Origin of the sequence: Nonomuraea thailandensis (genome assembly GCF_024172165.1) — a bacterium.
In the GTDB taxonomy this organism is placed as follows: Bacteria; Actinomycetota; Actinomycetes; order Streptosporangiales; family Streptosporangiaceae; genus Nonomuraea; species Nonomuraea thailandensis.
In genome coordinates, this window is record NZ_JAMZEB010000002.1 from 9,749,120 (window position 1) to 9,774,360 (window position 25,241).

At 70.4% G+C, this 25,241-nt stretch carries 22 protein-coding genes; 8 read left to right on the plus strand and 14 right to left on the minus strand.

Going from position 1 to position 25,241, the window contains the following annotated elements; translation table 11 throughout:
• Positions 1-53: 53 nt before the first annotated feature.
• The 4 genes from HD597_RS48900 to HD597_RS65265 all read right to left on the minus strand — a co-directional run bounded on the left by HD597_RS48900 (position 54) and on the right by HD597_RS65265 (position 4,649).
• Positions 54-2,462 (minus strand): hypothetical protein, encoded by a 2,409-nt coding sequence (locus HD597_RS48900; protein WP_253753907.1) that lies wholly within the window; start codon positions 2,460-2,462, stop codon positions 54-56.
• A gap of 854 nt (positions 2,463-3,316) precedes the next feature.
• Positions 3,317-3,682 (minus strand): Rv3654c family TadE-like protein, encoded by a 366-nt coding sequence (locus tag HD597_RS48905; protein ID WP_253753909.1) that lies wholly within the window; start codon positions 3,680-3,682, stop codon positions 3,317-3,319.
• 56 nt (positions 3,683-3,738) lie between these two features.
• Positions 3,739-4,059 carry a TadE family type IV pilus minor pilin gene (locus HD597_RS48910; RefSeq protein WP_253753911.1) on the minus strand — a complete coding sequence of 107 codons (321 nt, stop codon included), beginning with the start codon at positions 4,057-4,059 and terminating at the stop codon, positions 3,739-3,741.
• 56 nt (positions 4,060-4,115) lie between these two features.
• Positions 4,116-4,649: a DUF4244 domain-containing protein gene (locus HD597_RS65265; protein WP_276083219.1), complete on the minus strand. Its 534-nt coding sequence runs from the start codon at positions 4,647-4,649 to the stop codon at positions 4,116-4,118.
• Positions 4,650-5,599: 950 nt separating this feature from the next.
• On the opposite strand from HD597_RS65265, the gene HD597_RS48920 reads away from it, so the two are divergent.
• Complete coding sequence (locus HD597_RS48920) at positions 5,600-6,841, plus strand: IS256 family transposase (RefSeq protein WP_253753915.1); 1,242 nt, start codon at positions 5,600-5,602, stop codon at positions 6,839-6,841.
• A gap of 219 nt (positions 6,842-7,060) precedes the next feature.
• Here HD597_RS48920 and HD597_RS48925 read toward each other — a convergent pair whose 3' ends face one another.
• From HD597_RS48925 to HD597_RS48950, 5 genes are all read right to left on the minus strand, one after another.
• The gene (locus HD597_RS48925; RefSeq protein WP_253753917.1) at positions 7,061-7,582 is read right to left on the minus strand and encodes a type II secretion system F family protein; all 522 of its coding nucleotides are present in this window, start codon (positions 7,580-7,582) and stop codon (positions 7,061-7,063) included.
• A gap of 345 nt (positions 7,583-7,927) precedes the next feature.
• Positions 7,928-8,650: a type II secretion system F family protein gene (locus tag HD597_RS48935; RefSeq protein WP_276083220.1), complete on the minus strand. Its 723-nt coding sequence runs from the start codon at positions 8,648-8,650 to the stop codon at positions 7,928-7,930.
• A 189-nt stretch (positions 8,651-8,839) separates the two neighbouring features.
• Positions 8,840-9,973, minus strand: a complete 1,134-nt coding sequence (locus tag HD597_RS48940; protein WP_253753919.1) for a TadA family conjugal transfer-associated ATPase — start codon at positions 9,971-9,973, stop codon at positions 8,840-8,842.
• 227 nt (positions 9,974-10,200) lie between these two features.
• On the minus strand, positions 10,201-11,232 hold the full coding sequence (ssd, locus tag HD597_RS48945; RefSeq protein WP_253753921.1) for a septum site-determining protein Ssd: 1,032 nt from the start codon (positions 11,230-11,232) through the stop codon (positions 10,201-10,203).
• Positions 11,233-13,255: 2,023 nt separating this feature from the next.
• Positions 13,256-14,041, minus strand: coding sequence for a Fic family protein (locus HD597_RS48950; protein ID WP_253753923.1), 786 nt, complete (start codon positions 14,039-14,041; stop codon positions 13,256-13,258).
• 359 nt (positions 14,042-14,400) lie between these two features.
• Between HD597_RS48950 and acs the strand changes: the two genes are divergently transcribed.
• The 5 genes from acs (at position 14,401) to HD597_RS48975 (ending at position 19,547) form a co-directional block, all read left to right on the plus strand.
• On the plus strand, positions 14,401-16,374 hold the full coding sequence (acs, locus tag HD597_RS48955) for an acetate--CoA ligase (RefSeq protein ID WP_253753925.1): 1,974 nt from the start codon (positions 14,401-14,403) through the stop codon (positions 16,372-16,374).
• A 151-nt stretch (positions 16,375-16,525) separates the two neighbouring features.
• Entirely contained in the window at positions 16,526-17,728 is a 1,203-nt protein-coding gene (nhaA, locus tag HD597_RS48960) for a Na+/H+ antiporter NhaA (RefSeq protein WP_253753927.1), read from the plus strand.
• 31 nt (positions 17,729-17,759) lie between these two features.
• Positions 17,760-18,197 carry a phage holin family protein gene (locus HD597_RS48965; RefSeq protein WP_253753929.1) on the plus strand — a complete coding sequence of 146 codons (438 nt, stop codon included), beginning with the start codon at positions 17,760-17,762 and terminating at the stop codon, positions 18,195-18,197.
• Positions 18,187-19,107: an alpha/beta fold hydrolase gene (locus HD597_RS48970; RefSeq protein WP_253753931.1), complete on the plus strand. Its 921-nt coding sequence runs from the start codon at positions 18,187-18,189 to the stop codon at positions 19,105-19,107. The genes HD597_RS48965 and HD597_RS48970 overlap by 11 nt, the downstream gene beginning before the upstream one ends.
• Complete coding sequence (locus HD597_RS48975; protein ID WP_253753932.1) at positions 19,104-19,547, plus strand: DUF309 domain-containing protein; 444 nt, start codon at positions 19,104-19,106, stop codon at positions 19,545-19,547. The genes HD597_RS48970 and HD597_RS48975 overlap by 4 nt, the downstream gene beginning before the upstream one ends.
• A gap of 57 nt (positions 19,548-19,604) precedes the next feature.
• Here the strand turns inward: HD597_RS48975 and HD597_RS48980 are convergent, their stop codons facing one another.
• The 3 genes from HD597_RS48980 to HD597_RS48990 form a co-directional block, all read right to left on the minus strand.
• Positions 19,605-20,210: a TetR/AcrR family transcriptional regulator gene (locus HD597_RS48980; protein WP_253753935.1), complete on the minus strand. Its 606-nt coding sequence runs from the start codon at positions 20,208-20,210 to the stop codon at positions 19,605-19,607.
• Between the two features lie 4 nt (positions 20,211-20,214).
• On the minus strand, positions 20,215-21,177 hold the full coding sequence (locus HD597_RS48985) for an aldo/keto reductase (protein ID WP_253753937.1): 963 nt from the start codon (positions 21,175-21,177) through the stop codon (positions 20,215-20,217).
• 72 nt (positions 21,178-21,249) lie between these two features.
• Positions 21,250-22,440, minus strand: coding sequence for a MarP family serine protease (locus tag HD597_RS48990; RefSeq protein WP_253753940.1), 1,191 nt, complete (start codon positions 22,438-22,440; stop codon positions 21,250-21,252).
• A gap of 103 nt (positions 22,441-22,543) precedes the next feature.
• Here HD597_RS48990 and HD597_RS48995 point away from each other — a divergent pair, with 103 nt between their 5' ends.
• Entirely contained in the window at positions 22,544-23,035 is a 492-nt protein-coding gene (locus HD597_RS48995; protein WP_253753942.1) for a HEAT repeat domain-containing protein, read from the plus strand.
• Positions 23,036-23,115: 80 nt separating this feature from the next.
• Here HD597_RS48995 and HD597_RS49000 read toward each other — a convergent pair whose 3' ends face one another.
• Positions 23,116-23,766: an NUDIX hydrolase gene (locus tag HD597_RS49000; protein ID WP_253753944.1), complete on the minus strand. Its 651-nt coding sequence runs from the start codon at positions 23,764-23,766 to the stop codon at positions 23,116-23,118.
• A gap of 39 nt (positions 23,767-23,805) precedes the next feature.
• Positions 23,806-24,528, minus strand: coding sequence for an endonuclease III (nth, locus tag HD597_RS49005; RefSeq protein ID WP_253753946.1), 723 nt, complete (start codon positions 24,526-24,528; stop codon positions 23,806-23,808).
• Positions 24,529-24,615: 87 nt separating this feature from the next.
• On the opposite strand from nth, the gene HD597_RS49010 reads away from it, so the two are divergent.
• Positions 24,616-25,071 carry a hypothetical protein gene (locus HD597_RS49010; protein ID WP_253753948.1) on the plus strand — a complete coding sequence of 152 codons (456 nt, stop codon included), beginning with the start codon at positions 24,616-24,618 and terminating at the stop codon, positions 25,069-25,071.
• The last annotated feature ends 170 nt before the right edge of the window (positions 25,072-25,241 follow it).

Sequence of the window (25,241 nt, forward strand, 5' to 3'; positions counted from 1 at the left end):
TTCATGAGCGGTCATGAGCGATCGGGCCCTGGCGCACAGCACCAACGCCTCCCCTAACTCCAGCCATCCCGGTGCCGACGACCCGCCTGAGCCCGCTCATCACCCTTCGCACCGCCCCGATCATCGCCATCCTGATCAGCGGCCCAGAAATCGGCCGCCCCCGGCTGTGGACGCTCCCAGAACCCGCTGTCCTCCATCGATCTCGGCGACGGCGGCAGGTAGTCATCCCAGCGCTCCTCAAGACGTACGGCAGGAGCGACCGTTGGAACGGCAGGCCCGGAGACATCCGTGACCGCCGAACTCGGCAGAGCGATATGCAGCGGCCCCTGCTGCACCCCCCACTCTTCCTGCTGTTTCGGGCCGCTACCCGAGTCGCCACCATCAGCAACGTGCGGCACCGAACCACCGGACGCGATCCGCCGCGTCCGCTCAGGCGTGACCGTCTCCCCGCCCGCCCGATCAGAGGCGGAGGCTTCCCCACGCCTCCGATCAGACATGGACGCCTCTGCCCGCGCCCGATCAGGCGTCAGAGTCTCCCCATGCGTCCGATCAGGCGAGGACGCCTCCCCGGCCGTCCGATCAGGTCTGAGTGCCTCCCTGGCCATCCGATCAGGTGTGAACGCCTCCCCGGCCATCCGATCAGGAGGGAACGCCTCCTGGGCCATCCGGCCTGGCGTGGACACCTCCCCCCGCATCCGATCGGCGGCGGGCTCGTTCCTTCGCCCAGGACCAGCACCATACGGCTGCATGCCACGCGGGGTGGCAGGGGCGGCACCGGCACTCAACGGAAGCTCCCCGGACAACCCGGAGGCGCGCGGTCCAGGCGATGCGACAGAGCTCGGCGGCGACTCGACAGCGGAAGCCGATGGCAGCGACTCAGCAGCGCCACCGCCCATTCCCACCTCCGACGGCTGCCTCAAGACCTCAGACAGCGACTGCCCCGCCCCACCTGACTGCTGCCCGCCAACCCCCGACTGCATATCCGGACTGACACCCGGCCGTTGCCCTCGACCATCGAGCCAGGACTCCGCCCCCTCTACCGGCCGGCGGCTTCCCCCCTCGATGGACGAACCCGTCACCCCGCCCGGTCGGCGGCCCCCACCCTCGGCAGACGAACCCGCCTCCCCACTCGCCTGCTGGTTCGGGGTGCCGAGTGAGCGCTCGGCCTCCGTTCCGGGGCCCTGATGGGACCGGGAAGCCTGTTCCGGAAGCCGAGTCTTGGCGACGGCCAGGATGACGGCCGGCCGACGAGGCACAGCCGTGGTCGATGGAGTGCCGGCGTCGGCCTGCCTGACGTGTAGGCCAGGATGCGCGGTGTGGGCCTGCGCCACTCCAGCCGACGTATCGATGTCCGGCGTCGGCGTGGAGGCGGGACCGCCTGCGCCGGTGGCGAGGGCGCGCCGCCTGGCCCAGGCGCCCGCGTGCGCACCGAGCAGCAGCAGGAGGATTCCGCCTGCGACGTAGAGGCCGTACTGCCCGATGTTCCCGATCGGCGACTCGCTCGACTGCGCCTTCACGCCGTCGCTCTGCACGGGAGTTTCGTCGTCGCCATCCTTCGCACTTGTATCGGCCGGGACCAGGTCACTGTTCTCGCCCTGCTCGTCAGCGGCGGGGATGGGAAGGTTGCCGCTCGGGTCGGCGTCCGGGATGTCGGGCAGCTTCGTGGTCGCCGGTTTGCGGGTGGGCGTGGTCGGCTTGCGGGACGGGACCGTCTGCTTCTTGGCGGGCAGCGTCGGCAGCGCATCAACGCCCCGGGCGTCTCTGTTCTTCGGCACCTGCGCGCTGTCGGTGGCCTTCTTCGTCGGCTGGGCCGCCGGTGGAGCGGGGAAGGTGACGTACGCGGCCGCCGAATCACCCGACCCGATCGAACCGCCGTCACCATCCCCCCTGAACGCCTTGACCGAGAACCCCACCCGCTGACCCGCTGCCTTAGACGGCACAGCGAGCACCGCCTTGCACGAGGAACCCGCGCAGACGCTGTCGGCGGACAGCCGTCCGACGACGCCGGACTGCGTGTTCGAGACCTCGTACGACTGCAGGTCGGGCTCCGATCCCTTGCTCCAGGTGACGAGCACCTTGTCGGCGCCCTGCCTGCTCGCGTTCACACCGCCTGGCGCTTCGGCCGGTCGGCGCAGCTTGAACGTGCTGCTCGCGTACCTGTTCCCGGTGATCTCCCCCTTGAGGGTCACCGTGAAGGTCCCGTTGGGGGCGTCACCCGCGTCGAACGTGCCGGACAGCGTCTGATTGGCGCCGCCTGCGGCTACCTTCTGGCTCGGCGTGGAAGGCCCGTCGACGTACAGCCCCATCCTCAGTTGCATGAGCCCCGTACGCGCGGAGACCGTCACAGACGAACTCGAGATCACCTCACCGTCGGAGGGCGACGTGATCTGCCCGGAGGAGCCGGCCCGCCCCGTCACCGCGGACGCCTGGGCAGTGCCGCCGAGCGCGATGGATCCCGCCACGAGCATCCCTGCGGCTACAACTCTGCCGACTACCGACACGACGCTTCCCTCCATCGAGAGCCTCGCGCCGCCTGAGCACCCTCTGGGCGTTCATGCGACGACCGGAAGTGCAGTGCGCCCGGCCGATACGGTCACCGACCGTCCCCGGGCCCGCACCCTAGCGACTGCGCCCTTGCTCTCCCAGGCTCCTTGACGCATACGGCATGGACCGAGGGTAAGCGGAACCTTACGGGAGACATCCGACTCTTGGACACCACGTCTAAGAAGTCGTGACTTGATTGCGACATTGCCCCTCAGGCCTCAATCACCCCATAACGCCTACCCCCTCCAGCCGCCCTCTCCGTGTGTCGCGCAATGCGAGGCCGTCCTCATCTGAGAACCGTCGCGGCGCCACCTCGGAAGGCACTCTGGCCGGTCCCCTGGCTGGGCGGCCGCCCCCAGGCTGTAGCTGACACTTCCGGAAGTGCCCTGCCACCTCCGGAAGCGCCCTGCCACCTCCGGAAGCGCCCTGCCACTGAGGAAATGCCCTGCTACCGCTGGGATTGGCCCATCTTCCAGGGGGATGACTCGCTCTCTGGTGCATCTCCGGCTACCTCGGAACCGGCTCGCGTACCTGAGCGCGTGCTGGCGCCTCCTCGGAGTCGGCACGCACCCTTACGGCATGCTCATGCCACACCGAGATGGGCTCGCGCACCTGCGCCTGCTCGCGTCACCTCTGGTATGGGCCGGGACCGCCTCGGAGATCGGCTCGCCGCCTCGGGACCGGCATTTGCGCTGGGCACCGTCCGTGCGCACGAGTGCAACCGGCTCGCCTACGAATGCTTGTTCCCGTCAGCAGGAGCCCCTCAGATCCATCAGTCGAGTGTCGACGCCGTGGGGCCGGCGCGGGACCTGCCATGCACGGTGCGCGGGCCTAATAACGGCAGCGAGATGGGCAAGGCCGTCCAGACGTCGGCGATGTCGTCGGTTATCTGGCATCTCGTGAGCTCGACACCATTCGCCGCAGCCAGCTCGGAGGCCTTACCACAGGCTCCTTCTGGGTCGATCAGCGCGAGTTTGGCTGCTGCGAGGGCGCTGAGGTCGGCGGCGCTGCCGGCTCGGTGGTGGGCCACGCGCACGGAACCCACCGTGGCGAATGCCGTGGCAGTTGCCATTAAGAGGCCCATGAGCGCCACACCCCACAGCGTGGCCGAGCCTCGGTCCTTGGAATTGATCGTCACTCCTGAGGTTCTGTGGATGGGTGTTCCGTCAGTTGGTGGCGGGCTGCGGCGCCGTATCACTGTTCGGTGGCTGCGGTGGCTGTGGCTTCTACGCGGACCGCGGGCAGCGCTTCGCCCCAGGAAGGGCGTACTTCCACTGTGATCTGCACTTGGGTGAGCTCAGGGCCACGGGTTATGGCTACTTGGGCGTTCGGGTGGATGGCTGCTTGAGTGAAGGTGCGAACCTGCTCCAAAGGCTCGCCTCTGGCTGCGGCGCGGGCTGCCATTCGGGCGGCGTCCACGCATTCGAGTTGGACTCCGACTGCTTGGATGGCCCACAGGGCGGCGGCCAGGACGACCATGAGGGCGGGCAGCATCGCGGCGGTCTCGGCCGTCACCGAGCCCCGCGATGCCGACCGCTTGATGCTCCTGGAGGTCCGCGCGCGGCGCGGCGTCACTCCTGCCCGGTTTTGAGCGCTCTGTCGATGAGCGAGGTCAGCATTTCCTGGACTTCTGGGCTGCTCACGACCTTGAAGAGCAACGCGGCGAAGGCGCAGGCCGCGATGGTTCCGACTGCGTACTCAGCGGTGGACATGCCGCGCTCCCGGTTGGTGGCGGCGTAGTGGAGCCACCTGTTCGTTCGGGGTCGGGAACTTCTGATGCGGTGATGCTTGCCTGCCGAGGAGGGAGCCGGCGACTGGCCGGAGCTTGAGGTGCTTGGGGCACGGGAGTCCCCTTCACGGATGGCGAGGGCGCTTGCGGAGGTCTCGTCAGTGCGTCGATCGGGCGCGATGCTGCGGCGCGGGCTGGTCGCCGCGTTGGTGATCTTGACCTCAGGGTCGGGATGCTTGTGGGACGTGAGGGTGAAGGGAGCGAGGGGTGCCGGGCTTCGGATGATTCGGTGGCCGGGATGAGCGGGTGGTGTGCTGGCGCCCGCATGGGCTGTGGCGGCTGCGATGTCGTCTGGCGTGGTGGCGGGACTGTGCATCTTGCCTCCAGGAGTTGGGAGCCGGGGTCCTTGGCCGGCGGGAGTTCAAGGGTGACGGAGGCTGGGTTGGGAGATGCTGGCCGAACAGCGTTCTGTGGATAAGGGCGATGGCATGGTCATTGCCTTGTGGACGAAGGCCGAAGTGAGCCGAGCCGCGCGCACAGAGGACCCTTCAGGCGATGGAGGGTTCGACCGACCGCCTTGGCGGCAGGGCGGCAGGAGCGTACATCGCCCACGACGCGTGTGGTCAACGACGCGTGGCTGCAAGACGACCCATTCGTGCGGGCACGGCGACCGCGGAGCACAGTACGCACACAAGGACAGGGCGCTCACAGCAGGGATGACACGCCCACGGGCCACTGCGACCATACGCTGGAGCACGCGTTGATCGCGTTGGTGACAGTGGTCGCGGCGGTCGCGTTGGCGGCGTGAGACGCGATGGTCGCGTTGGCGGCGTCCCCGACGTTGGTGTTCTGAACGGCGCTGCGCGGGGCATGGCCGACGTATCGGCCGCGCAGCCTCCAGACAGCCGGCGCAGTGGCGCGCGAGCCACGTACGGCGGAGTGTTGGCGGCTACGTACTGCGGCGCGCTCAAGCACGGCCGAATGCGGTTGCCACAGCCCGTACGGCAGCGCGCCAAAGGCACTGTGGGTGCACATGGGCACAGGCGGTATGACGGTGCGCTCAAGGCACGAGGGACGCGCATGGGGAGGCCCCTGGTACGGCGGCACGCTCAGGCGCGGTGGTGCGGAATGGGGCACAGACCAGTGCGGCGGCGCTTAGGCGCTACGGGCGCGCATGGGCAGAGCGCGGTACGGCGGTGTGCCTCGGGTTGCGTCCACGAGAGTGGTGTACGAGTTTGACCTGCTCACAGGCGTGGCGCCGTGAAATGGCGACGGCCATCGCGTGATCCTTCGAAGGCGCAAACCAAGATCGAAGGAGACCACGTGATGGCCGCAGACAACAGTGTGACGCCCGAGCAATGGCTGGCGCAGCAGATCCAGACCGGTGACCCCGACTTGTTGCGATCCATGGTGAAGACCATGGCCGAGACGTTGATGTCGGCCGAGGCCGACAACCTGTGCGGGGCTGGCTACGGCCAGCGCAGCGACGAGCGGACCAACCGGCGCAACGGCTACCGCACCCGCGAGTGGGACACCCGCGCGGGCTCGATCGAGCTGGCCATCCCGAAGCTGCGCTCGGGCTCGTACTTCCCGGAGTGGCTGCTGGAACGCCGGCGGCGGGCCGAGCAGGCGCTGATCAGCGTCGTGGCCACCAGCTACCTGCTCGGTGTCTCCACCCGGCGCGTGGACAAGCTGATCGAGCAGCTCGGTATCAAGCACATCTCCAAGAGCCAGGTCTCTCAGATGGCCAAGACGCTGGATGAGCAGGTCGAGGCGTTCCGCACCCGGGCACCCGATGCCGGCCCGTACACCTTCGTCTGGCTGGACGCCCTGACCCAGAAGGTGCGCGAGGGCGGCCGCATCGTCAACGTGCACGTCCTAGTCGCCACCGGGGTGAACGCCGACGGCCGGCGCGAGATCCTCGGCCTGGACGTCACCAGCGCCGAGGACGGCGCGGGCTGGCTGGCGTTCCTGCGCGGCCTCGTCGCGCGCGGCCTGGCCGGTGTTCAGCTGGTCATTTCCGATTGTCACGCCGGGCTGGTGGCGGCGATCGGTGCCACGCTGGCGGGTGCGTCGTGGCAGCGGTGCCGCAGTCACTACCTGCGCAACTTGCTGACCTGCGTGCACAAGTCGGCGCAGCCGTTCGTGGCCACCCTGGTGCGCACCCTGTTCGACCAGCCCGACGCCGTCTCGGTGCGCGCCCAGCACGCCTGGGTCGTGCAAACGCTGGAGGCTAAGCATCCGGCCGCCGCCGAGCATCTCGACGCCGCACGCGAGGATCTGATCGCCTTCGCCGGCTTCCCGCGCGAGATCTGGCCGCAGATCTGGTCCAATAATCCGCAGGAACGGCTGAACAAAGAGATCCGCCGCCGCACCGACGTGGTCGGCATCTTCCCCGACCGGCCCTCCATCATCCGGCTGGTCGGCGCGGTGCTGGCCGAGCAGACCGACGAGTGGGTCGAAGCCCGCCGCTACATGGGCCTGGACATCCTGGCCAAGGCTCGCGTCCGGCTCATCGTCGACGACACACCGGCCCAGAACCCGCTTCCGCAGACACTTACGGCTTAACCTGCAGAAACAGGATCACGCGAAGATCGATTCATACACCACGTCCGTGGACGTGACCGTGCCTCGGCATGGGCAGAGCGCGGTACGGCGGTGTGCCTGCGCATGGGCAGAGCGCGGTACGGCGGTGTGCTTGTGCACGGTGGAGCGTGGGTTTCGTGGTCATCCGCTTGTGGGCGCGTTGTGGTGATGGCGGGGCCGTGACGTCTGACGGTGAGTGGCTCACGGGATGACGATGGCTGAGGCCAGGCCGGCTACCACCGGGATGATGCCGAGTAGGACGAAGGCTGGGAGGAAGCACAGGCCCAAGGGGGCGACCGCCTTGACGCCGACGCTTCTTGCTGCGGCGACCGATGAAGCTCTGGATGCTTCTCTGGCGTCGTCGGCCAAGCGTGTGAGGACCTCGGCGACGGGGGCGCCGCTCTGGGCCGCTCGGCTCATGGCTCGGGACAGTTGGCCCATGGCGGGGTCCTTGGCGAGGGAGGCCCAGGTTGGGTCGGGGTCGGCACCGAGGCGGAGTTGGGTGCTCACCCATGACAGGCGTTCGCCCACCGGGCCGCCGATCGCGTTGGCGGCGATTTCTGTGGCGGCGCTCACCGGTCTGCCCGCGTGTAGGCAGGCGGTCATCAGGTCGGCGGCGAAGGGCAGGTCGGCGGCTATGCGGCGGCGGTCGAGATGCGGTTGGTGAAGTTCTCGTCTGTGGAGGAACAGGGCTGTTGCGGGGGTGATGAGGATGCCTGCCATGGCTCCGGGGATGCCGCCGATCAGGAGGGCGGAGAGGAGGCCGGCTGCCGTGGCGGTGAGGGTTGTTCTGCGGGTGGGACGGTTCGGGCGGGGGTGGTCGCGGTGGGAGTGATGGGGAGCTTGGGTGGGTGAGGGATGGAGGGCTTGGGTGGGCGAAGGATGGAGGGGGACGGGGACGGGCTGGGGTGGGGATGGCTGGTGGTGTACGGGCTCATGGGGGGACGTCTTTTGTGTGTTCAGGCGGGTGAGGCGGTCTGCGGGTGTTCGGGGGGAGAGCCATAGCCAGGTCGACAGTGCGACGCAGAGGGCGGAGAGGAGTTGGAGCATCGGTGGGTCCGATCGGGGTCAGGCTTGGGCTCGGGCGGCCATGCGGGCGGTCCACCACAGGCCGCAGACGTCCAGGGTGATGCCGGCGATGAGGCACATGAGGCCGGGGAGGGTGCCGAAGAGGAAGGACAGGGGGTGCATGTTCAGGGCTGCGGCCATGAGGAGGCCGAGGGCCGGGAGCGCGGCGAGCATTCGGGCTGTGGTGCGTGGACCCGCCAGCTGTGCCGCGACGTCTTGGCGATGGGCTTGGGCTGCTCGTAACGTGTGCGCCACCCGGTCGATCAGGGCGGCCAGGCCTGCGCCTGCCGTGGTGCTGACCTCCCAGCATGCTGCCAGGCGGCGTAGGCCCTCGCCTCCCTCTTGTGGGGCCGATGTGGTCAGGGCTGCTGAGACGTCGCCGCCGTCCCGTGCTGCCGCGATGACCGGGCGCAGGAGGGCCGGATCTGGGAGGTCTACTGCTGTGATGGCTCTGGTCAGGGCGTCGCTCGGGGTGCGGCCGGCGGAGAGTTCCGCCGCGAGGGATTGGCACAGCTCGATCGACGCGCGTCGCCAGGCCTCGGCCCGGCGGGCGGGGGTGGGAGTGGCTGCGGGGTGGGTCAGGAGCTTGAGTACCGATGGCCATTGAGGGGTGGGGCGGGCCGAGGTCAGCAGTTTGGTCAGGCGGGTTGTGGCTGTGTTGGGGCCTGTCCACAGCCAGACGGCGCAGGCTGTGGACAACGCGGCTATGAGGGCGCTGGTCATCGTGCTCTTTCGTCCCGAATGGGGATGGCTCGATCCACGCTTGGTCGGACCCGCGACAGCTTGTCTGGGGCGTGGATGGTTCGTTCGTTGACAGGACGGGGCTGAGACTGCGGTCGTTTGCCCGCGGACTGTGGTGGCTTGTCGGTTCTGTGGTTGTCGGGTGTGGAGGTTCAGCTCGGGGGCGGTTTGTTAGGGGCGGGCTCGCTGGGCCAGGGCGTCGTAGCCGGGGCCGGTTCGGGTGCGGCCTTGGGCGTCGAAGGTCAGGGCGGGGACCGACTCGACGAAGCCGGTCGGCGTTCTGGACAGCAGGCAGATCTCGGCTACGCGTCTTCGGCCGTCCGGGCGGCCTCGCGTCAGATGGATGACCGCGTCGAGGGCTGCCGCCAGTTGGCTGTGTACGGCCTCCCTGGTCAGGCCCGCGGCGCAGCCGAGCGCCTCCAGGCGTGGGGGGACGTCGGCCGCCGTGTTCGCGTGCAGGGTGCCGCAGCCGCCCTCGTGGCCGGTGTTCAGGGCGGCCAGGAGGTCGACTACTTCGGCTCCGCGTACCTCTCCGACCACCAGGCGGTCCGGGCGCATTCTGAGCGCCTGGCGTACCAGGTCGCGCAGGCCTACCCCGCCGGCGCCCTCCAGGTTGGCCGGGCGGGTTTCCAGGCGGACCACATGGGGGTGGAGGGGGCGGAGCTCGGCTGAGTCCTCCACCAGCAGGAGGCGGTCGCCTGGATCTGCCAGGGAGAGGAGGGCTGACAGGAGGGTGGTCTTGCCCGTGCCTGTGCCGCCTGTGACGAGGAAGGCGAGCCTGGCGGTGACCATGGCGGTGAGCACCGGGATCGCGGGTTGGGCGATCGTGCCTGCTGTGACGAGGTCCTGCAGGGTGAAGGCGCGGCGGGGTGGGAGGCGCAGGGAGATGGAGGTGCCGCCGGACGCTATCGGGGGGAGTACGGCGTGGAGGCGGACGCCGCCGGGGAGGCGGGCGTCCACGTACGGGGACGCGTCGTCGAGGCGCCGGCCTGCGGCGGTTGCGAGGCGTTGGGCCAGTCTGCGGACGGAGCCGTCGTCGGTGAAGGTGACGGGAGTGCGGCGTAGGCCGGCGCCGTCGTCGATCCAGACCTCGCGGGGGCCGTTGACCAGGACGTCTGTAACGTCCGGGCGGGCCAGGAGGGGCTCCAGAGGGCCTGCGCCGATGAGGTCGGCGCAGAGGGCCCGGGCTATGGCGAGGATTTCCGCGTCGCCGTAGACGGATTTCTCCGCTCTCAGGGCCAGGGCTACTTGGGCTGGGGTGGGTTCGACGCCTGTTCTGGCCAGGCGGACGCGTACCGCTTCCACGAGCTCGGGGGAGGCTGGAGCGGTCGGCGGCTGCGCGGATGGCGGGTTCGTACGCTTCGGGGGGTCCTTCTGTTGTGGTGGATGGTGGGGCATTTGAGGGCGGCGGTATGCCTCCGGTTCGTGTCGAGGGCCCGGTCGGTTTCGGGGGGACGGTGAGCCCGGGGTCGACCAGGTTTGTGGCGCCTCGGTGGATCGGGGGTGTGGGGGCTGGGTGGTGGGGGCGGGGGTCATGCGGCTGGGAGGAGGTCGCGGAGGAGAGAGGTGCACAGGGCGCCCAGGACGGTGCGGGGACCGAGTCTAGGGAGCTCGCCCCGGTTGAGGGTGGCGGTGAGTCTGGGCTGGTCGGGGAGGGTGCCGGCGGAGGGGATGCCCAGGGCCGTCATGGCCGTGTCGTCGTCCAGGATGCCCGGGCGGAGGATCGCGCGGATGTCGGCTGTGTGGTCGCGCAGGTCCGAGAGGACCTGAACGGCGGAGAGGATGCCGCGCACGTCTGCGGTCGCGATCAGGAGGGTGGAGGTGGCTCTGGTCAGGGCCTCTATCGCTGATGGGTCGAGATGCCTCGGGAGGTCGACGACCACCAGGTCGAAGCCGCGGGTGCCCGCTTCGAGGACCGAGCGCATGGCCTGGGGCGGGATCGCGTCGACCTCGCCTCTGTGGAAGGAGAGGACTGCCAGGTCTCCAAACGCGGGGAGGGCCGCCTGCAGCGCGCTGGAGTTGATCCTGCCTTCTCTGGCCACCAGATCTGCCCAGCGGGCGCCTGTCGCCTCCTCGTGGCCCAGCAAGGCGTCTATGCCTCCGCCCAGCGGGTCGGCGTCCACGAGGAGGGTGCGGAGGTGGTCGGTCGAGGCTCGCAGGGCCAGGCAGGCGGCGAGGACGCTCGCGCCTGCGCCGCCTCGGCCGCCTACCAGGCAGATCACGACGCCTGAGCGGGGGTCGGGGTCCATGGCGTCGGCGAGTCTGTCGACCAGGTCGCGTTCGTTGTTGGGGAGGGTCATGACGGATTGGGCCCCTACTGCTACGCATTTTCGCCAGGTGTCGGGGTCTTCTGTGTCGCGGGTTACGAGGAGGACCTGGTCTCGGGGTGGGGGTGAGGTGGCCGCCATCGGGTCTGCCTGGTCGGCGCCTATGGCGATGAGCGGGGCGAGGTTCCAGAAGGGACGGGCGTGGGTGGGGGTTTGGGCCACGTCGAGTTGGGCGCCGGCTGCGGCTGCTATGCGGACGAGGTCGTCGAGGAGGGCTGGGTCCTCGGTGATGACCAAGGGGCGGTGCATGTCGGCCTCCGTGGTGGTGGGTTGGGCGTCCTGCGCGAGGCGGGGTGGAGGTCGAGTTTGCTGGAGGTGGCGGTTGGGAGGATGAGCCGAATGGGGTTCTGGGGATAAGGGTGCGTGCGGGGGCTGGGGTTGTGGATAACGCCGTGATGGGGGCCTTGGCTGGTGCCAGTGCAGGTGCAACGGCGCGGGTGAAGGACGCACGAGCAGGGCTGGGTTCAGGCGCAGGAGTGTGAGCGCAGGATGGGGCGCGGGGGCCGGTGGGGGCGCAGGGTCCGGCCGGGGCGCAGGGGTCCGGGGCGTGGGGTCCCGCCGGGGCGTGGGGTCCAGCCGGGGTGTGAGGCGCTGGGCTGCGGGGCCGCGAGGCTCGGGAGGATTGGCGGGAACAAGGCGCGGGCTGGGGGCGAAAGGTGCGGCGGACGCGTGTGGGTTGCAGGACATGTCGGGGCGGGACGCAGGCGTGGCGCGGGCCCAGGGCACGAGCCCACGGCGCAGGCGCCGTCGGGCCGCGGGCGGGATGGGAAAGCATGGAGCGCGAGGGCGGAGGGGCGGAGGGGCGGAGAGGGATGCGCACCGGGGTGCGCAGGCGCGCGAGCCGAGCGAGGAAGGGCGCGGGCCCGACGCGGAGGTGCGCGGACCGGATGAGGAAGGGCGCGGACCGCGTGGAGAAGGGGGGCGGGAGGGACGCGCACTGGGTGGGGAGGACGCGGGCCGGGCGGAGAGGCGCGAGCAAGCGCGGGCGTCAGCACCGGGCTGGGGGCTGGGTGTGGAGGGATCGGGGAGCCTGGCGCGAATGGGCGCGGGGCTGGCGTGGAGGTACAAGGGGCGAAAGGCGCGGAGCAACATGCGGAGGGCGGGACGCGGGCGGACGTGTGTGTGTTGCAGGGCGTGGCGGGGGCAGAACGCGGGCGCGGTACGGCCCGGTGCGCGGCGGAGCGTCGGAGGCGCAGGGGCGGGGCGCGGGGCAGAGCGGCCGGAAACCTGGCGCGGAGGAGCGCGGGCCAGGCATGGAGGTGCATGCCGCCAGGGGCACAGGCTCGAGCTAAAGGAAGGCACGGCTCAGGGGCGTGGAAGCGCGAGCCCGAAACTCGGGTGCGGAGAGGCAAGCGTGGAGGGACGACGCAGAGGGGGGTCAGCGCAGGAACCAGCGCGGGAGGAGGGACCAGCGCGGGAGCGGCAGCGCACGAGAGGCAGTGCGGGAGGCCAGCGCGGAGGCAGCGCGGGAGGCCAGCGCGGAGGCAGTACGGGGCAACCAGCGCGGGAGGCGGTGCGAGAGGAGGGACCAGGGCGGGAGCGGCAACGCACGAGAGGCAGCGCGGGAACCAGCGCGGATGGCACACCCGTACGTCGATCGGCCGCCCCAGCGCCAGAAACACCCCAGCACCCAACGACCGATGGGACGAGGCAGGCGGGAAGAGGGCCGGAAAAGGGGCGACCCCCGCCGGGGGGGAGAGCGGGGGTCGCCTGATCGGTCCGGCTCCGGGGGGGTAGAGCCGGTCCCGTTTCAGAAGAAAGCTTTCATCACTACACCGGAGCCTGGCAAGAGACTCGCAAAGCTATCCCCCGCAAGGTCGCTCCAGTTTCGGGCGATACCACCGTATGCTGCCCGATCCACTCGAGTTTCGTCGAGCAGCAATCTCGCATTTTCGCCAAGTTTTTTCGCCACCCGATAACGATCACATAAAGCTGATCACAGAGAGTGATCATCACGGCTTGGTAACCGACCCCGCCGACCCGCCTGTCCCCCGATACCCCACACACCGGCCCACGGTCGGGTAAAGGTCTTGGTCCGAGGGGTTCCCATCAGGGCGGATCCGTCGTAGAAAGGTGTCACGGACCTCTTGTCCGGGTGCGTCAGCCGGGCACCCACGCGCGACCAGCCGCGGGAGGCGCGTCGTGACGGGCTTGTCCCGCTCCGACGGATTGAGGTGCACGCTTGGTAACCCGGTGTCACGCACCGGCGGACGGCGTCTCATGACTGAGACGCCGTCAGCTATGTCAACCGGGCCAGGAGTCAGCCCCGCTGCATGGCCTCACAGATCGCAGTCGTCTCGCGAACCCCGAGGGTTACCGCAGAGGCACAGTGTTGTACCCAGGCGGCGACTCCCTCCGGCGACCCCTCCAGGTACGCCCGCAGCGCCTCCCCGTACGGCAGCTCCAGGTGCCCCACCTCCACCGCGACCAGCGACTTCGGGTCCAGCCCGTGCTCGACCAGCGTCAGCCGCCCGGCCGCACGCGCCACGACCCCGTCGGCCGTGCCGAAGGGCCGCAACACCGCCAGCTCCGCGTGCACCACGGCGGCCAGCACGACCGCGGGCGCCTTCGTGGGACGCTCCAGCAGCTCGAACAGCCCCTCCATGCGGGCCGCGGTGTCGGCGGCGCCCGGGGCGGGGCCGAGCGCGAGCGGGTCGGGAGCCTCGCCGGAGGTGCGGGGGCGGCCCAGGGCCTCCTGCGGCGCGAGGCCGGCGGCGGCCACGGCGTGCAGCCTGGCGAGCACCTGCCTGGGCGCCTTGCGCCAGGTCGCGCCCAGCCTGCCCAGCTCCGCCGAGGCGCGCAGCGCGCCCTGGACGAGCGGGTCGTGCACCGTGTCGCGGCGCAGGGCGTCCAGCGGCACGTCCACACCCTCGATGGCGGCCGACGCCCGCGCACCGCGCAGGGACGACTCGGTGGACACCGCGGGGCTGGCCCGGCGCAGCACTCGGTGCCGGTAGAGCCTGTCGACGGCCTGCCGGGCCTCGTCCACCGCCTCGGGGACGCCGGGGAGCTGGGCGATGACGGCCAACGGGTCTGGGTCACTCACAGGAACCGACCTTACCCGCGCGCCCGCGAGCGCCCGACGGGCCCCGAGCCCCCTGGCTACCGAGCTGACGCTTGGTGGGTGGAAGATGGCGGACAGTGAGCATCGCGTCGGGCGCGCCGGGCCCGCGCACGCCCGCGCGCGTCGATAAATCCGCCCTTAATCCGGGCCCTTATCCTGGACGGCATATTCTCTGGATTTCAGGATGACAACGTTTCAATAGCGTTTGTAATGCGCGCCGATAAACGTCGCCCTGGCTCACGCACTCGGTACAGACCTGTCTAGACCTCTTGTGTACGACGGTCATGAGCTGGTGAAGTGGGACACGAACCTGACCAATCTGGCCATAGAAGGAGCACGAGGTGGCCCCGGAGACCGCTGGTAACGAACCCCAGGCGCTGTCCAACCTGCTGAAGGAGAACCGCCGGTTCGAACCGCCGGCCGACCTGGCGGCGGCCGCGAACGTGACCGAAGCCGCATACAACGAGGCCGCCGCCGACCGCCTCGCCTTCTGGGAGCGCGCGGCAGAGCGGCTGACCTGGGCCAAGCGGTGGGACACGACGCTGGAGTGGAAGGCGCCGTTCGCCAAGTGGTTCGTGGGCGGCGAGCTCAACGTCGCCTACAACTGCGTCGACCGCCATGTCGAGGAGGGGCGCGGCGACAAGGTCGCCTACCACTGGGAGGGCGAGCCCGAGGGCGACACCCGCACCCTCACCTACAACGACCTGAAGCGTGAGGTCGGCAAGGCCGCCAACGCCCTGCAGGAGCTGGGCGTGGGCAAGGGCGACCGGGTCGCGATCTACATGCCGATGATCCCCGAGCTGCCGATCGCGATGCTGGCCTGCGCCCGCATCGGGGCGATCCACTCGGTGGTGTTCGGCGGGTTCTCGGCCAGCGCGCTGAAGAGCCGCATCGACGACGCCGACGCCAAGCTGGTCATCACCGCCGACGGCGGCTACCGCAGGGGCAAGCCGTCGGCGCTCAAGCCGACGGTGGACGAGGCCGTCGCCGAGTGCCCGCAGGTCGAGCACGTCCTGGTCGTACGGCGTACCGGCGAGGACGTCGCCACGAGCGGCAAGGACGTCTGGTGGCACGACCTGGTGGAGCGCCAGAGCGACCAGCACACCGCCGAGCCGCACGACGCCGAGGACCCGCTGTACATCCTGTACACCAGCGGCACCACCGGTAAGCCCAAGGGCATCCTGCACACCACCGGCGGCTACCTGACCCAGACCGCCTGGACCCACCACGCGGTCTTCGACCTCAAGCCCGAGACCGACATCTACTGGTGCACGGCCGACATCGGCTGGGTGACGGGTCACTCCTACATCGTGTACGGCCCCCTCGCCAACGGCGCCACCAGCGTCATCTACGAGGGCACCCCGGACACCCCGCACCGCGGCCGGTTCTGGGAGATCGTGCAGAAGTACAAGATCACGATCCTCTACACCGCCCCGACGGCGATCCGGACGTTCATGAAGTGGGGCGACGACATCCCCGCCAAGTACGACATGTCCAGCCTGCGCATCCTGGGCTCCGTCGGCGAGCCGATCAACCCCGAGGCGTACGTCTGGTACCGCGAGCACATCGGCGGCGAGCGCTGCCCCGTCGTGGACACCTGGTGGCAGACCGAGACCGGCGCCATCATGATCAGCCCGCTGCCCGGCGTGACCGCCGCCAAGCCGGGCGCCGCCATGCGCCCGCTGCCCGGCATCGTCGCCGACGTGGTGGACGACCAGGGCAACGGCGTCCCGAACGGCGGGGGCGGCTTCCTGGCCGTACGCGAGCCGTGGCCGTCCATGCTGCGCACCATCTGGGGCGACGACCAGCGCTACATCGACACCTACTGGAGCCGCTTCGAGGGCATGTACTTCCCCGGCGACGGCGCCAAGAAGGACGAGGACGGCGACCTGTGGCTGCTCGGCCGCGTGGACGACGTCATGCTGGTCTCCGGCCACAACATCTCCACCACCGAGGTGGAGAGCGCGCTGGTCAGCCACCCGAAGGTGGCCGAGGCGGCGGTGGTCGGCGCGACCGACCCGCTGACGGGCCAGGCCATCGTGTCGTTCGTGATCCTGCGCGGCACGGCCGAGGAGGGCGACGACATCGCGACCGAATTGCGCAACCACGTGGCCAAGACGCTGGGCCCGATCGCCAAGCCGCGCCAGATCCTGGTGGTGCCCGAGCTGCCCAAGACCCGCTCGGGCAAGATCATGCGCCGCCTCCTGCGCGACGTGGCCGAGAACCGCAGCATCGGCGACGTCACCACGCTGGCCGACAGCACGGTGATGAACCTGATCTCGGAGAAGCTCCCCTCCGCCAAGTCGGAGGACTAGAAGCGCCCATGTGAGGCCGCACGTCCCGGACAATTCGGGGCATGCGGCCTCATATCGGTACGCTGTAGAGCAAGGTGTGCCGGGAAGTCTGGTCGGCGAGTCAGTGCGACGAGCGCGTGCGACAGCACGCCGACCCGACCGAGGGAGTTCCTTGCGTACCGAGAAGTGGCCCTTCCCCACCGGCGCCCGCTATGCCCGTGCCCTGGCCGAGGCCCTGCGCATGGAGACGATCGGCGGCGTCATCATGCTGGCCGCCGCCGTCGTCGCCCTGCTCTGGGCGAACGTCTCCATCGACAGCTACGAGGCGCTGCGCCACGCCGGTCTCGGCCCCATGGAGCTGTACCAGTGGGTCCAGCACGGCCTGCTGACGATCTTCTTCTTCGTGGCGGGGCTGGAGGTGAAGGAGGAGTTCGTCCACGGCGAGCTGGCGAACCCGCGCAAGGCCGCCCTCCCGATCATCGCCTCCGTGGCGGGCATGGTGCTGCCCGCGATCGTGTTCCTGCTGGTGAGCTGGGGAGCGGAGGACGCCGCCAGAGGGTGGGCGATCCCGACCGCCACCGACATCGCCTTCGCCCTCGCCGTGCTGGCCGTCATCGCGAGCTCGATGCCCGCGGCGCTGCGCGCGTTCCTGCTGACCTGCGCCGTCGTGGACGACCTGGGCGCCATCGCGGTCATCGCCGTCTTCTACACCGAGCACGTCAACGTCCCCATGCTCCTGCTCGGCGCCGCCCTCGTGGCCGCGTACGGGCTGCTCCAGCGCCGCCTGGTCACCAGCCCGTGGGTGCTCGTCCCGCTCGCCGTGGCCGCCTGGTACGCCGTCGAGACCAGCGGCGTGCACGCCACCGTCGCGGGCGTCGCCCTCGGCCTGATGACCAGGGTCACCACGGCCGGGCACGAGCAGCGCTCCCCCGCCGAGGCGGCCGATCACTACTTCCGCCCGATTTCCGCGGGTCTGGCCGTGCCGGCATTCGCGTTCGTGTCGGCGGGGGTGAAGCTCGATGGATCAAGCCTCGGCGCTATCTTGTCCGATCGGGTAGTTCTGGGAGTGATGGCGGGACTCGTGGTCGGTAAGTTCCTCGGCGTGTTCGGCGGTGCCTGGCTGTCAGTGCGGCTCGGCCTGGCGAGACTGTCGGAGGAGCTCCACTGGCGGGACATGGCGGCGGTGTCGTTGCTGGCCGGGATCGGGTTCACGGTGTCACTGCTGGTCGGCGACCTGGCGTACGGCGACGACCCGCAGCGCGCCGAGGCCGTCACCACCGGGATCCTCGCGGCCAGCCTCATCGCGTCGATCCTGGCAGCGGTGCTGCTCAACATACGGGTGCGCAAGCGTCGCATTGCACTGGATGATGTTTGACACGGCCACCAGGCCTCGATAGGAGACGTTCATGCCGCAGACTCCCGAGGAAGAATCCCTGGGCTCGCTGGTCGCCCAGGCGAGCAGTCACATCTCGTCCCTGATCCGCTCGGAGATCGAGCTGGCCAAGGCCGAGTTCAGGTTCGACGCCAAGCGGGTCGGCATGGCGGCCGGGATGTTCGCCGCCGCCGCCTTCATGGCGCACCTGTGCCTGATCCTCGCCTCGTTCACCATCGCGTACGCACTGGCCCAGGTGATGCCCAACTGGCTGGCCTTCCTCATCGTGACCGTGGTCTACCTGCTGGCCGCGGGTCTGCTGGTGTTCGTCGGCGTCCGCCGGCTCAAGGGGCTGGCCGGGATGAAGCGGACGGCCCGCTCGATCAAGGATCTCAAGGAGATCGCCACGCCTGAGGAGCAGGCGCTGCCCGCGCTCAAGGATCGCGAGCCGGTGACCCGAGATGGCGCCTGACGAGTCGGCCGTCCACATCGAGGGGCCCTGGACGCACCGCGCGGTGCACGCGGGCGGCACCCGCTTCCACGTCGTGGAGGCGGGCGAGGGGCCGCTGGTCCTGCTGCTGCACGGGTTCCCCCAGTTCTGGTGGACCTGGCGGCACCAGCTCGTCTCGCTGGCCGCGGCCGGTTACCGGGCCGTGGCGGCCGACCTGCGCGGCTACGGCGGCAGCGACAAGCCGCCGCGCGGCTACGACCTGCCCACGCTGGCCGCCGACGCGACGGGCCTGATCAGGGCGCTGGGCGAGACCGGGGCGATCGTGGTGGGCCACGACTGGGGCGGGCTGCTGGCCTGGACGATGGCCGTACGCGACCCCAAGTGCGTGCGCCGGCTCGTGGCCGTGTCCGCCCCCCACCCGCTGCGGCTGCGCAACGCGCTGCTGACCGACCCCTTCGGGCAGCTCAGGGCCAGCCGCAGGACGTTCGGCTTCCAGCTCCCGCTGCTGCCCGAGCGCCGGCTCACCCGGCACGACGCGGCGCTGGTGGGGCGGCTGCTGGAGGAGCGGTCGCGTCCCGGGTGGCCGGAGCCGGCGGAGTCGCGTACGTACCGGGAGGCGTTCAGGATCCCGACCGTGGCGCACTGCGCGCTGGAGTACCACCGCTGGTTCGGCCGCTCACAGCTGCGGCCCGACGGGCGGCGCTACGCGCGCGCCATGCGCACCGAGATCGAGGCGCCCACGCTGCACCTGCACGGGGCGCTCGACCCGAGCGTCCTTCCGCGTACGGCGCAGGGTTCGAGCCGCTACGTGGCGGCGCCTTATCGGTGGCGGCTGTTCGAGGGAGCCGGCCACTTCCCCCATGAGGAGATTCCCGACGTGTTCGACACCGAGCTGCTCGGCTGGCTGTCCGACCCGGAGCCCGACCGATGAGAGACCGCGACCCCGAGGGCAGGCCACGCAACGCCCGGCCGCGCGACGCCTACGGCCGGCCGCTGCCTTACGGATCCGCCGGGATGCCCCGGGTGCCCGACGACTACGCGCCCTCCACCGAGCAGGCGCTGGCCGACGGACGGCGCTTCCTGGAGGAGGGGCTGCCGTTCAACGCGCACGAGGTGTTCGAGGGGCGGTGGAAGTGCGCTCCCGAGGAGGAGCGGGAGCTGTGGCAGGGGCTGGCGCAGATCTGCGTCGGGCTCACGCACCTGCAGCGGGGCAACGGGCGCGGGGCGGTGACGCTGTTCAGCAGGGGTGCGGCCAAGGCGCAGTCGTACGGCGGCGCCTACGACCCCGTCGGCAAGGCGGCCTCGACGCTGACGCAGGACAGCGAGCCGGACGAGGCCATCGCCCTGATCCTGGACAGGCTGCCCGGCTGAGCCGGACGAAACCTGGACAGGCTGCCCGGCTGAGCCGGACGGGGACACTCCGACCGGCTAGGCGAGCGCGGCGCGACCGGTGATCACCGCCCGGGTGGCCGCCGCCGCCCGCCGGACCGCCGTCTCCACGGCCTCCTCGCCCCCGCCGAACGTCCCCAGGTACAGCAGCCCCGCGTGCCCCTGCGCGATCGCGATGACGGCCATCCCCAGCGCCTCCGCCGCCGCCGGGTCGCCGCCCGACAGGGCCGTCGCGGCGTCGTGGAAGGCCCCCTTCACCGGTCGCATGGCCCGATCCAGCTCCGGCTCCCCGGCCGGGGTGAGCGTGGCCAGCAGCGCCTCGAACAGGGCCCGGTGCCCGGCCGCGAAGCGCACGTACCCGCGGACGACCGCCACCAGCCGATCCTCGGGCGAGTCGCCGCCGCGTTCGGCCGTCACGGCCGCGACCAGCAGCTCCCCCGTGCGCACCCCCACCTCGGTCAGCAGCTCGTCGCGGTCGGCGAAGTGCCGGTAGGGGGCGCTGACCGCGACGCCGAGCCGCCTGCTGGCCTCCGCCAGCGAGAACCCCTGCACCCCCTGCTCGGCGATCAGCTCCATCGCGGTGTCGATGAGCGCGGCACGCAGGTCGCCGTGGTGGTAGCTGTCTCGTCTGGTCGTCCTGGGCACCGCATCAGGTTAGCGACAGCGCGTTCAGCCTGCCGATCTCGGTCTCGGTGAGCCGGAAGCCCATGGCCTCAGCCGCCTCGGCCGCCTGGCGCGGCTTGGAGGCGCCCGGGATGGCCACGACCGTGTCGCCGTAGCGGGTGACGACCCAGTTGACGGCCACCTGCGAGATCGTGACGCCGTACGCCTTGCCGATCACCCGCATCTCCTCGATCAGCGGCCCGGTGCGGGCCAGCCCCTGGGCGCTCAGCTCGCGGCGGCCGAAGAACCTGCGCATCACCGGCGCCGATCGGGCCAGCGCGGGATCGTCGTGGAAGCGGCCGGTGAGCAGGCCGCCCTCCAGCGGCGAGTACGCGATCAGCGTGACCCCCAGGCGGCGGCCGGTGTCGAGCACGCCGTCGCGCTCGACGTTCCTGTGCAACAGGTTGATCCGCACCTGGTTCGAGGCCAGCGTGACGCCCTCCGCGGCGAGCACCCGGTGGGCGAGCTCCATCTGGCGGGCGGAGAAGTTGCTCACCCCGACCGAGCGGATCCGGCCGGCCTTCAGCAGCGACGCCATGGCCTTGAGCTGGGCCGGGATGCTCGACAACGAGCCGGTGGGCATGTGGATCTGGTGCAGGTCCACAGGGAAGCCCCCGAGGTGGCGCAGACGGTCGCCGATCGTCCTGGTGATGCTGGCGGCCGTACGGCCCAGCGGCGCCCACTTCGTGGCCACCGTCACCTCCCCCGGCGCTATGCCGCACGTCTGGAGCGCGGTGGCGAGCAGGTGCTCCGAGTGGCCGTTGCCGTACATCTCGGCCGTGTCGAACCAGGTGACCCCGCCGTCGAGCGCCGCCCGTACGACGGAGGTGGCCGTCTCCTGGCCGATGGGCCTGACCATCCAGCGCGCCACGTTCGCGGTGCCGGCGAACTGCATGCAGCCCAGGCCGATGGGGGTGATCTCGATGTCCGTCCGTCCCAGTCTCACCATGTGATTTGTTTTCACATTGTGAAAGGCTATCACATGGCGGGACGCGAAAGAAGCGGCCCGGGGTTCAGCGGATCAGTCGCACTCCTGCGTGCTGGCCGGCGTGGTGTCGTTGCGGCCCGCCGAGGCGTCCGGGGCGACCTCCTCGGCCGTCAGGACGTATCCGGTCTGCTCCTCGTTGATCGCGGCGGCGAAGATCACGCCGTAGACCTGGCCGTCCACCGTGAGCAGCGGCCCGCCGGAGTTGCCCGGCAGCACCTGGCCGCGGATCGCGTACACCTTCCGCCTGACCGTGTTCTCGCGGTAGATGTCGGGGCCCTCGGCCTCCAGCTGGCCGCCGATCCTGGCCGGCTCGGCGGTGAAGCCCTTGCCCTTCGGGAAGCCCGCGATGATCGCGTTGTCGCCGCGGCTGCCGTCGCCGTCGAAGGCGAGCTGCGGCAGGTCGAGCCCCGGCACGTTGAGGACCGCGATGTCGCGGCGCGGGTTGTAGCGCACGACCGTGGCCGTGTGGCGGTCGCCGTTGTAGTCGATCACCTGAAGGTCGCGGGTGACGCCGGCGACCACGTGCGCGTTGGTCATGATCCGGCCGCGCGCGTAGACGAAGCCGGTGCCCTCGATGTGCTTGTTGCAGCTCTCGGCGTTGCCCTGGACCTTCACGATCGCCTGGCGGGCCCGGCCCAGCTTGGCGCCCTGCAGCACGCTCTGGTCGGGCGGCTGCACGTCGATCAGCGTGCCGGCGCCGATGGCGTCGAAGACCGGCGGGAACTCCGAGCGGTCGATGAACTTCTTGAACGGCTGCTGCCAGTTGCGCGCCGCCTGCGGGATCGCGTCGTCGACCGTGGTGAGCAGCGCGGAGTTCTTCACCTGGTCGACGAGCGGGGTGAACGCGGTGGAGACGATCAGCGAGCCGATCAGCCAGGCGATGACCAGCACCGACAGCGCGCTGGCGAACGTGCCGCCGATCGCGTCGGCCATCTTGGCCGGCTCCCACGTGACGTGGCTGCGCACGACGGCGCCGAGCGTCGAGGAGGCGAACTGCCCGATGGTGGCCGACAGGAACACGATCACGATGGCCAGCAGCGCCTGCGGCGTGTCACCGTCGACGACCGCCTTGGAGATGGGAGGCGCGATGAAGACGCCCAGCACGGCACCGCCCACGAACCCCACGAAGCTCATCGCCCCGATGATGAAACCCTGCCGGTAACCCGAGATGCCGAAGGCGATCACGAGGCCGATCAAGATGAGGTCAAGCAGATCACCGCGCACGCTTCAAAGGTAACCAGCGATACGGTCAAGTGTGCACGTCTTCGATCAGGACGGCGTCACTCACCTGGCTACCTTGAGCGGTATGCCGCCGGACGAGGGAACAGTGCGCGAACTCATCCAGGCTGCGCTGCGCGACACCGATCCTGACGGGCCCCTGCGCTGGCACGTGATCTCGTTGCTGCGCCAGCGAGGTGACCTGGAGTCGTTCATCGAGGCCAGGCGGTTGTGCGCCGCCGACACCGTGGCCGAGCGGCTGCTCGGCGTGGACATCATGGGCATGTTGCGGCCCTTCGTGGACCGGACGCTGCCGGTGCTGCGCTACCTGGCCGCCAGCGAGGACGACGCCATGGTGCTGTACTCGGTGCTGATCGCGTTCGGTCATCTGGCCGATCCGCGGTCGCTGCCGTCCGTGATCGACCTGGCCGGTCACATCGACCCCAGGGTCAGGTACGGGGCCGCGTACGCGCTGCAGCACGTCCTCGGGGAGCCGCCCGACCGGGCGGGGCTGGAGACGCTGCGCACGCTGGCCGCCGACAGCGACGCCGACGTGGCCGGATGGGCCTCGCTCGGGGTCGCGCTGCGATCGGCGCACTAGCCCGTACGCGAGACTCATCCACCCGTACGTGAGGCTCATCCACCCGGGCACGAGGCTCGCCGGCCCGTACGCGAGGCTCGCTAGCCCGTGCGTGAGGCGAGCCGCACCACGTCGGGCGGCAGGTCCTCCATGCGCGTGGGGTCCCACGGCTGTTCGAGGCCGCCCTCGCGCAGCACGGTGTCCAGCACCATCGCGGTGAACCCCCACACCAGCATCCCGCGCACCCGGAACGCGGGCCCGGCCGTGCCGCGCGGATGCCGCAGCATCACCCGGTTGCCGGGATCGACCAGCTCGGCGATCGGCACCCGCTCGACCGAGTCGACCTCGTCGGGCGAGGCCGCGTGCACCGCGGACGGCTCGCGCCACCAGCCGATCACCGGGGTGACGCGGTTGTCGCTGTAGGGCAGGTAGAGCTCGGGCATCGTGCAGATCACGTGCACCCCGCGCGGGTCGGCCCCGGTCTCCTCCTCGGTCTCCCGCAGCGCGGCCTCGACCGGCCCGGCGTCCTCGGGGTCCACGCCGCCGCCGGGGAAGGCCGGCTGGCCGGCGTGCCTGCGCCCGCGCGTGCTGCGCTGGATGAGCAGCACGTCAGGGCCGTGCGGCCCCTCGCCGAACAACATCAGCACCGCGGCCCTGCGCCCGCGCCCGTCGGGCGGCCGGAGGGGGACGGGAACTCGGGTCCGCTGCGCTTGCGCCGCCAGTCTCTCCAGCCAGTCGGGCACTTGGGTCACGCATCCTCCAACACGCCGTGGCGCGAATGACTTCCCCGATCAGGAGAAGGGGCCGGATCTGACGAGCTTCTGGGCCTCCGCCTGCCCGGTGGGGCCGGTGCCGTACGAGGGGCAGAGCGCCGCCAGCGGGCACACGCCGCACGCCGGCCGGCGGGCGTGGCAGATGCGGCGGCCGTGCCAGATCACCCGGTGGGAGAAGATCGTCCACTCGCGCTTGGGCAGCAGCTCGGCCACCACGTGCTCGATCTTGACGGGGTCGGTCTCCTCGGTCCAGCCGAAGCGCCGTACGAGACGCTGGAAGTGCGTGTCCACGGTCAGGCCCGGCACGTCGAAGGCGTTGCCCAGCACCACGTTGGCCGTCTTGCGGCCCACGCCGGGCAGCGTGACCAGGTCCTTCAGCTTGGCGGGCACCTCGCCCCCGTACCGGTCGCAGACCGCCTGGGCCATGCCGATGATGCTGTTGGTCTTCGCGCGGAAGAAGCCGGTGGAGCGGATGATCTCCTCCATCTCCTCGCGGTCTGCGGCGGCGTAGTCCTCCACCGTCGGATATTTCGCGAAGAGGATGGGGGTGACCATGTTGACCCGCTTGTCCGTGCACTGCGCGGAGAGGATGGTCGCGACCAGCAGCTCCAGAGGGTTGCGGAAGTCGAGCTCGCAGTGGGCGTCAGGGTAGGTCTCCGCGAGGATGCGGTTCATCTTGCGCGCCCGCCGAACCAGTGCGAGCTGGGTCTCCGGCTTGCGCCCCGCCGCGTTCGTCGCCATGCCGCAAGAGTAGAAGCTCCCGCGAACTGTTGAACCCAGGACGGGCCCGACCGCGTACAACCTGGCGCCTCGGAAGGGGGTCGTGACATGGGTGATCAGGGTTCGACGCTGGCGGAGTTCGTCAGGCAGGCGGGGCCGCTGCGCGGCCAGGCGCTGCACCGGCTGGCCGTGAGCTGCGTGGCGGCCATGGCCAAGCTGCACGCGCGCGGCACCTCCGGCATCCGGCCCGGCAAGGAGAGCGTGGCGCTCGGCGCGCACGGGCAGGTGCTCATCGGCTGGCAGACCTCCTCCGCCCCCGGTGACCTGCCGGAGGCGGAGGACGTACGGGCCTGGGCCGACCTGGTCGTGTTCGCGGCGACCGGCGCCGAGGACGGCGACCTGCGCGTGCTCACGCCGGCGTTGCGCATCGCGGTCCAGCAGTGCCGCCTGCCCGATCCGGCGGCCCGCCCGAAGTCCGTGGACGTCCTCCGCGTCCTGCTCAGCCGCTCCATGGCGGCGGCGGTCGCCTCGGTGGACGACCTCCTGGCCCGCCAGGCCGGCTGACGCCGTGAGCGAGGTGCCCGATCTCGTCGCCACGCTGCGCCGAGCCGGTTGACGCCGCCATCGCGGCGATGGAGAAAGGTTCCGGGTAGTCCGGTCACAGTACGGAAACGGCGGTCCGGTACCTTTCCCCCGGGCTTTCACGCACCCGGGCAAGCCCAGAACACTCCGGC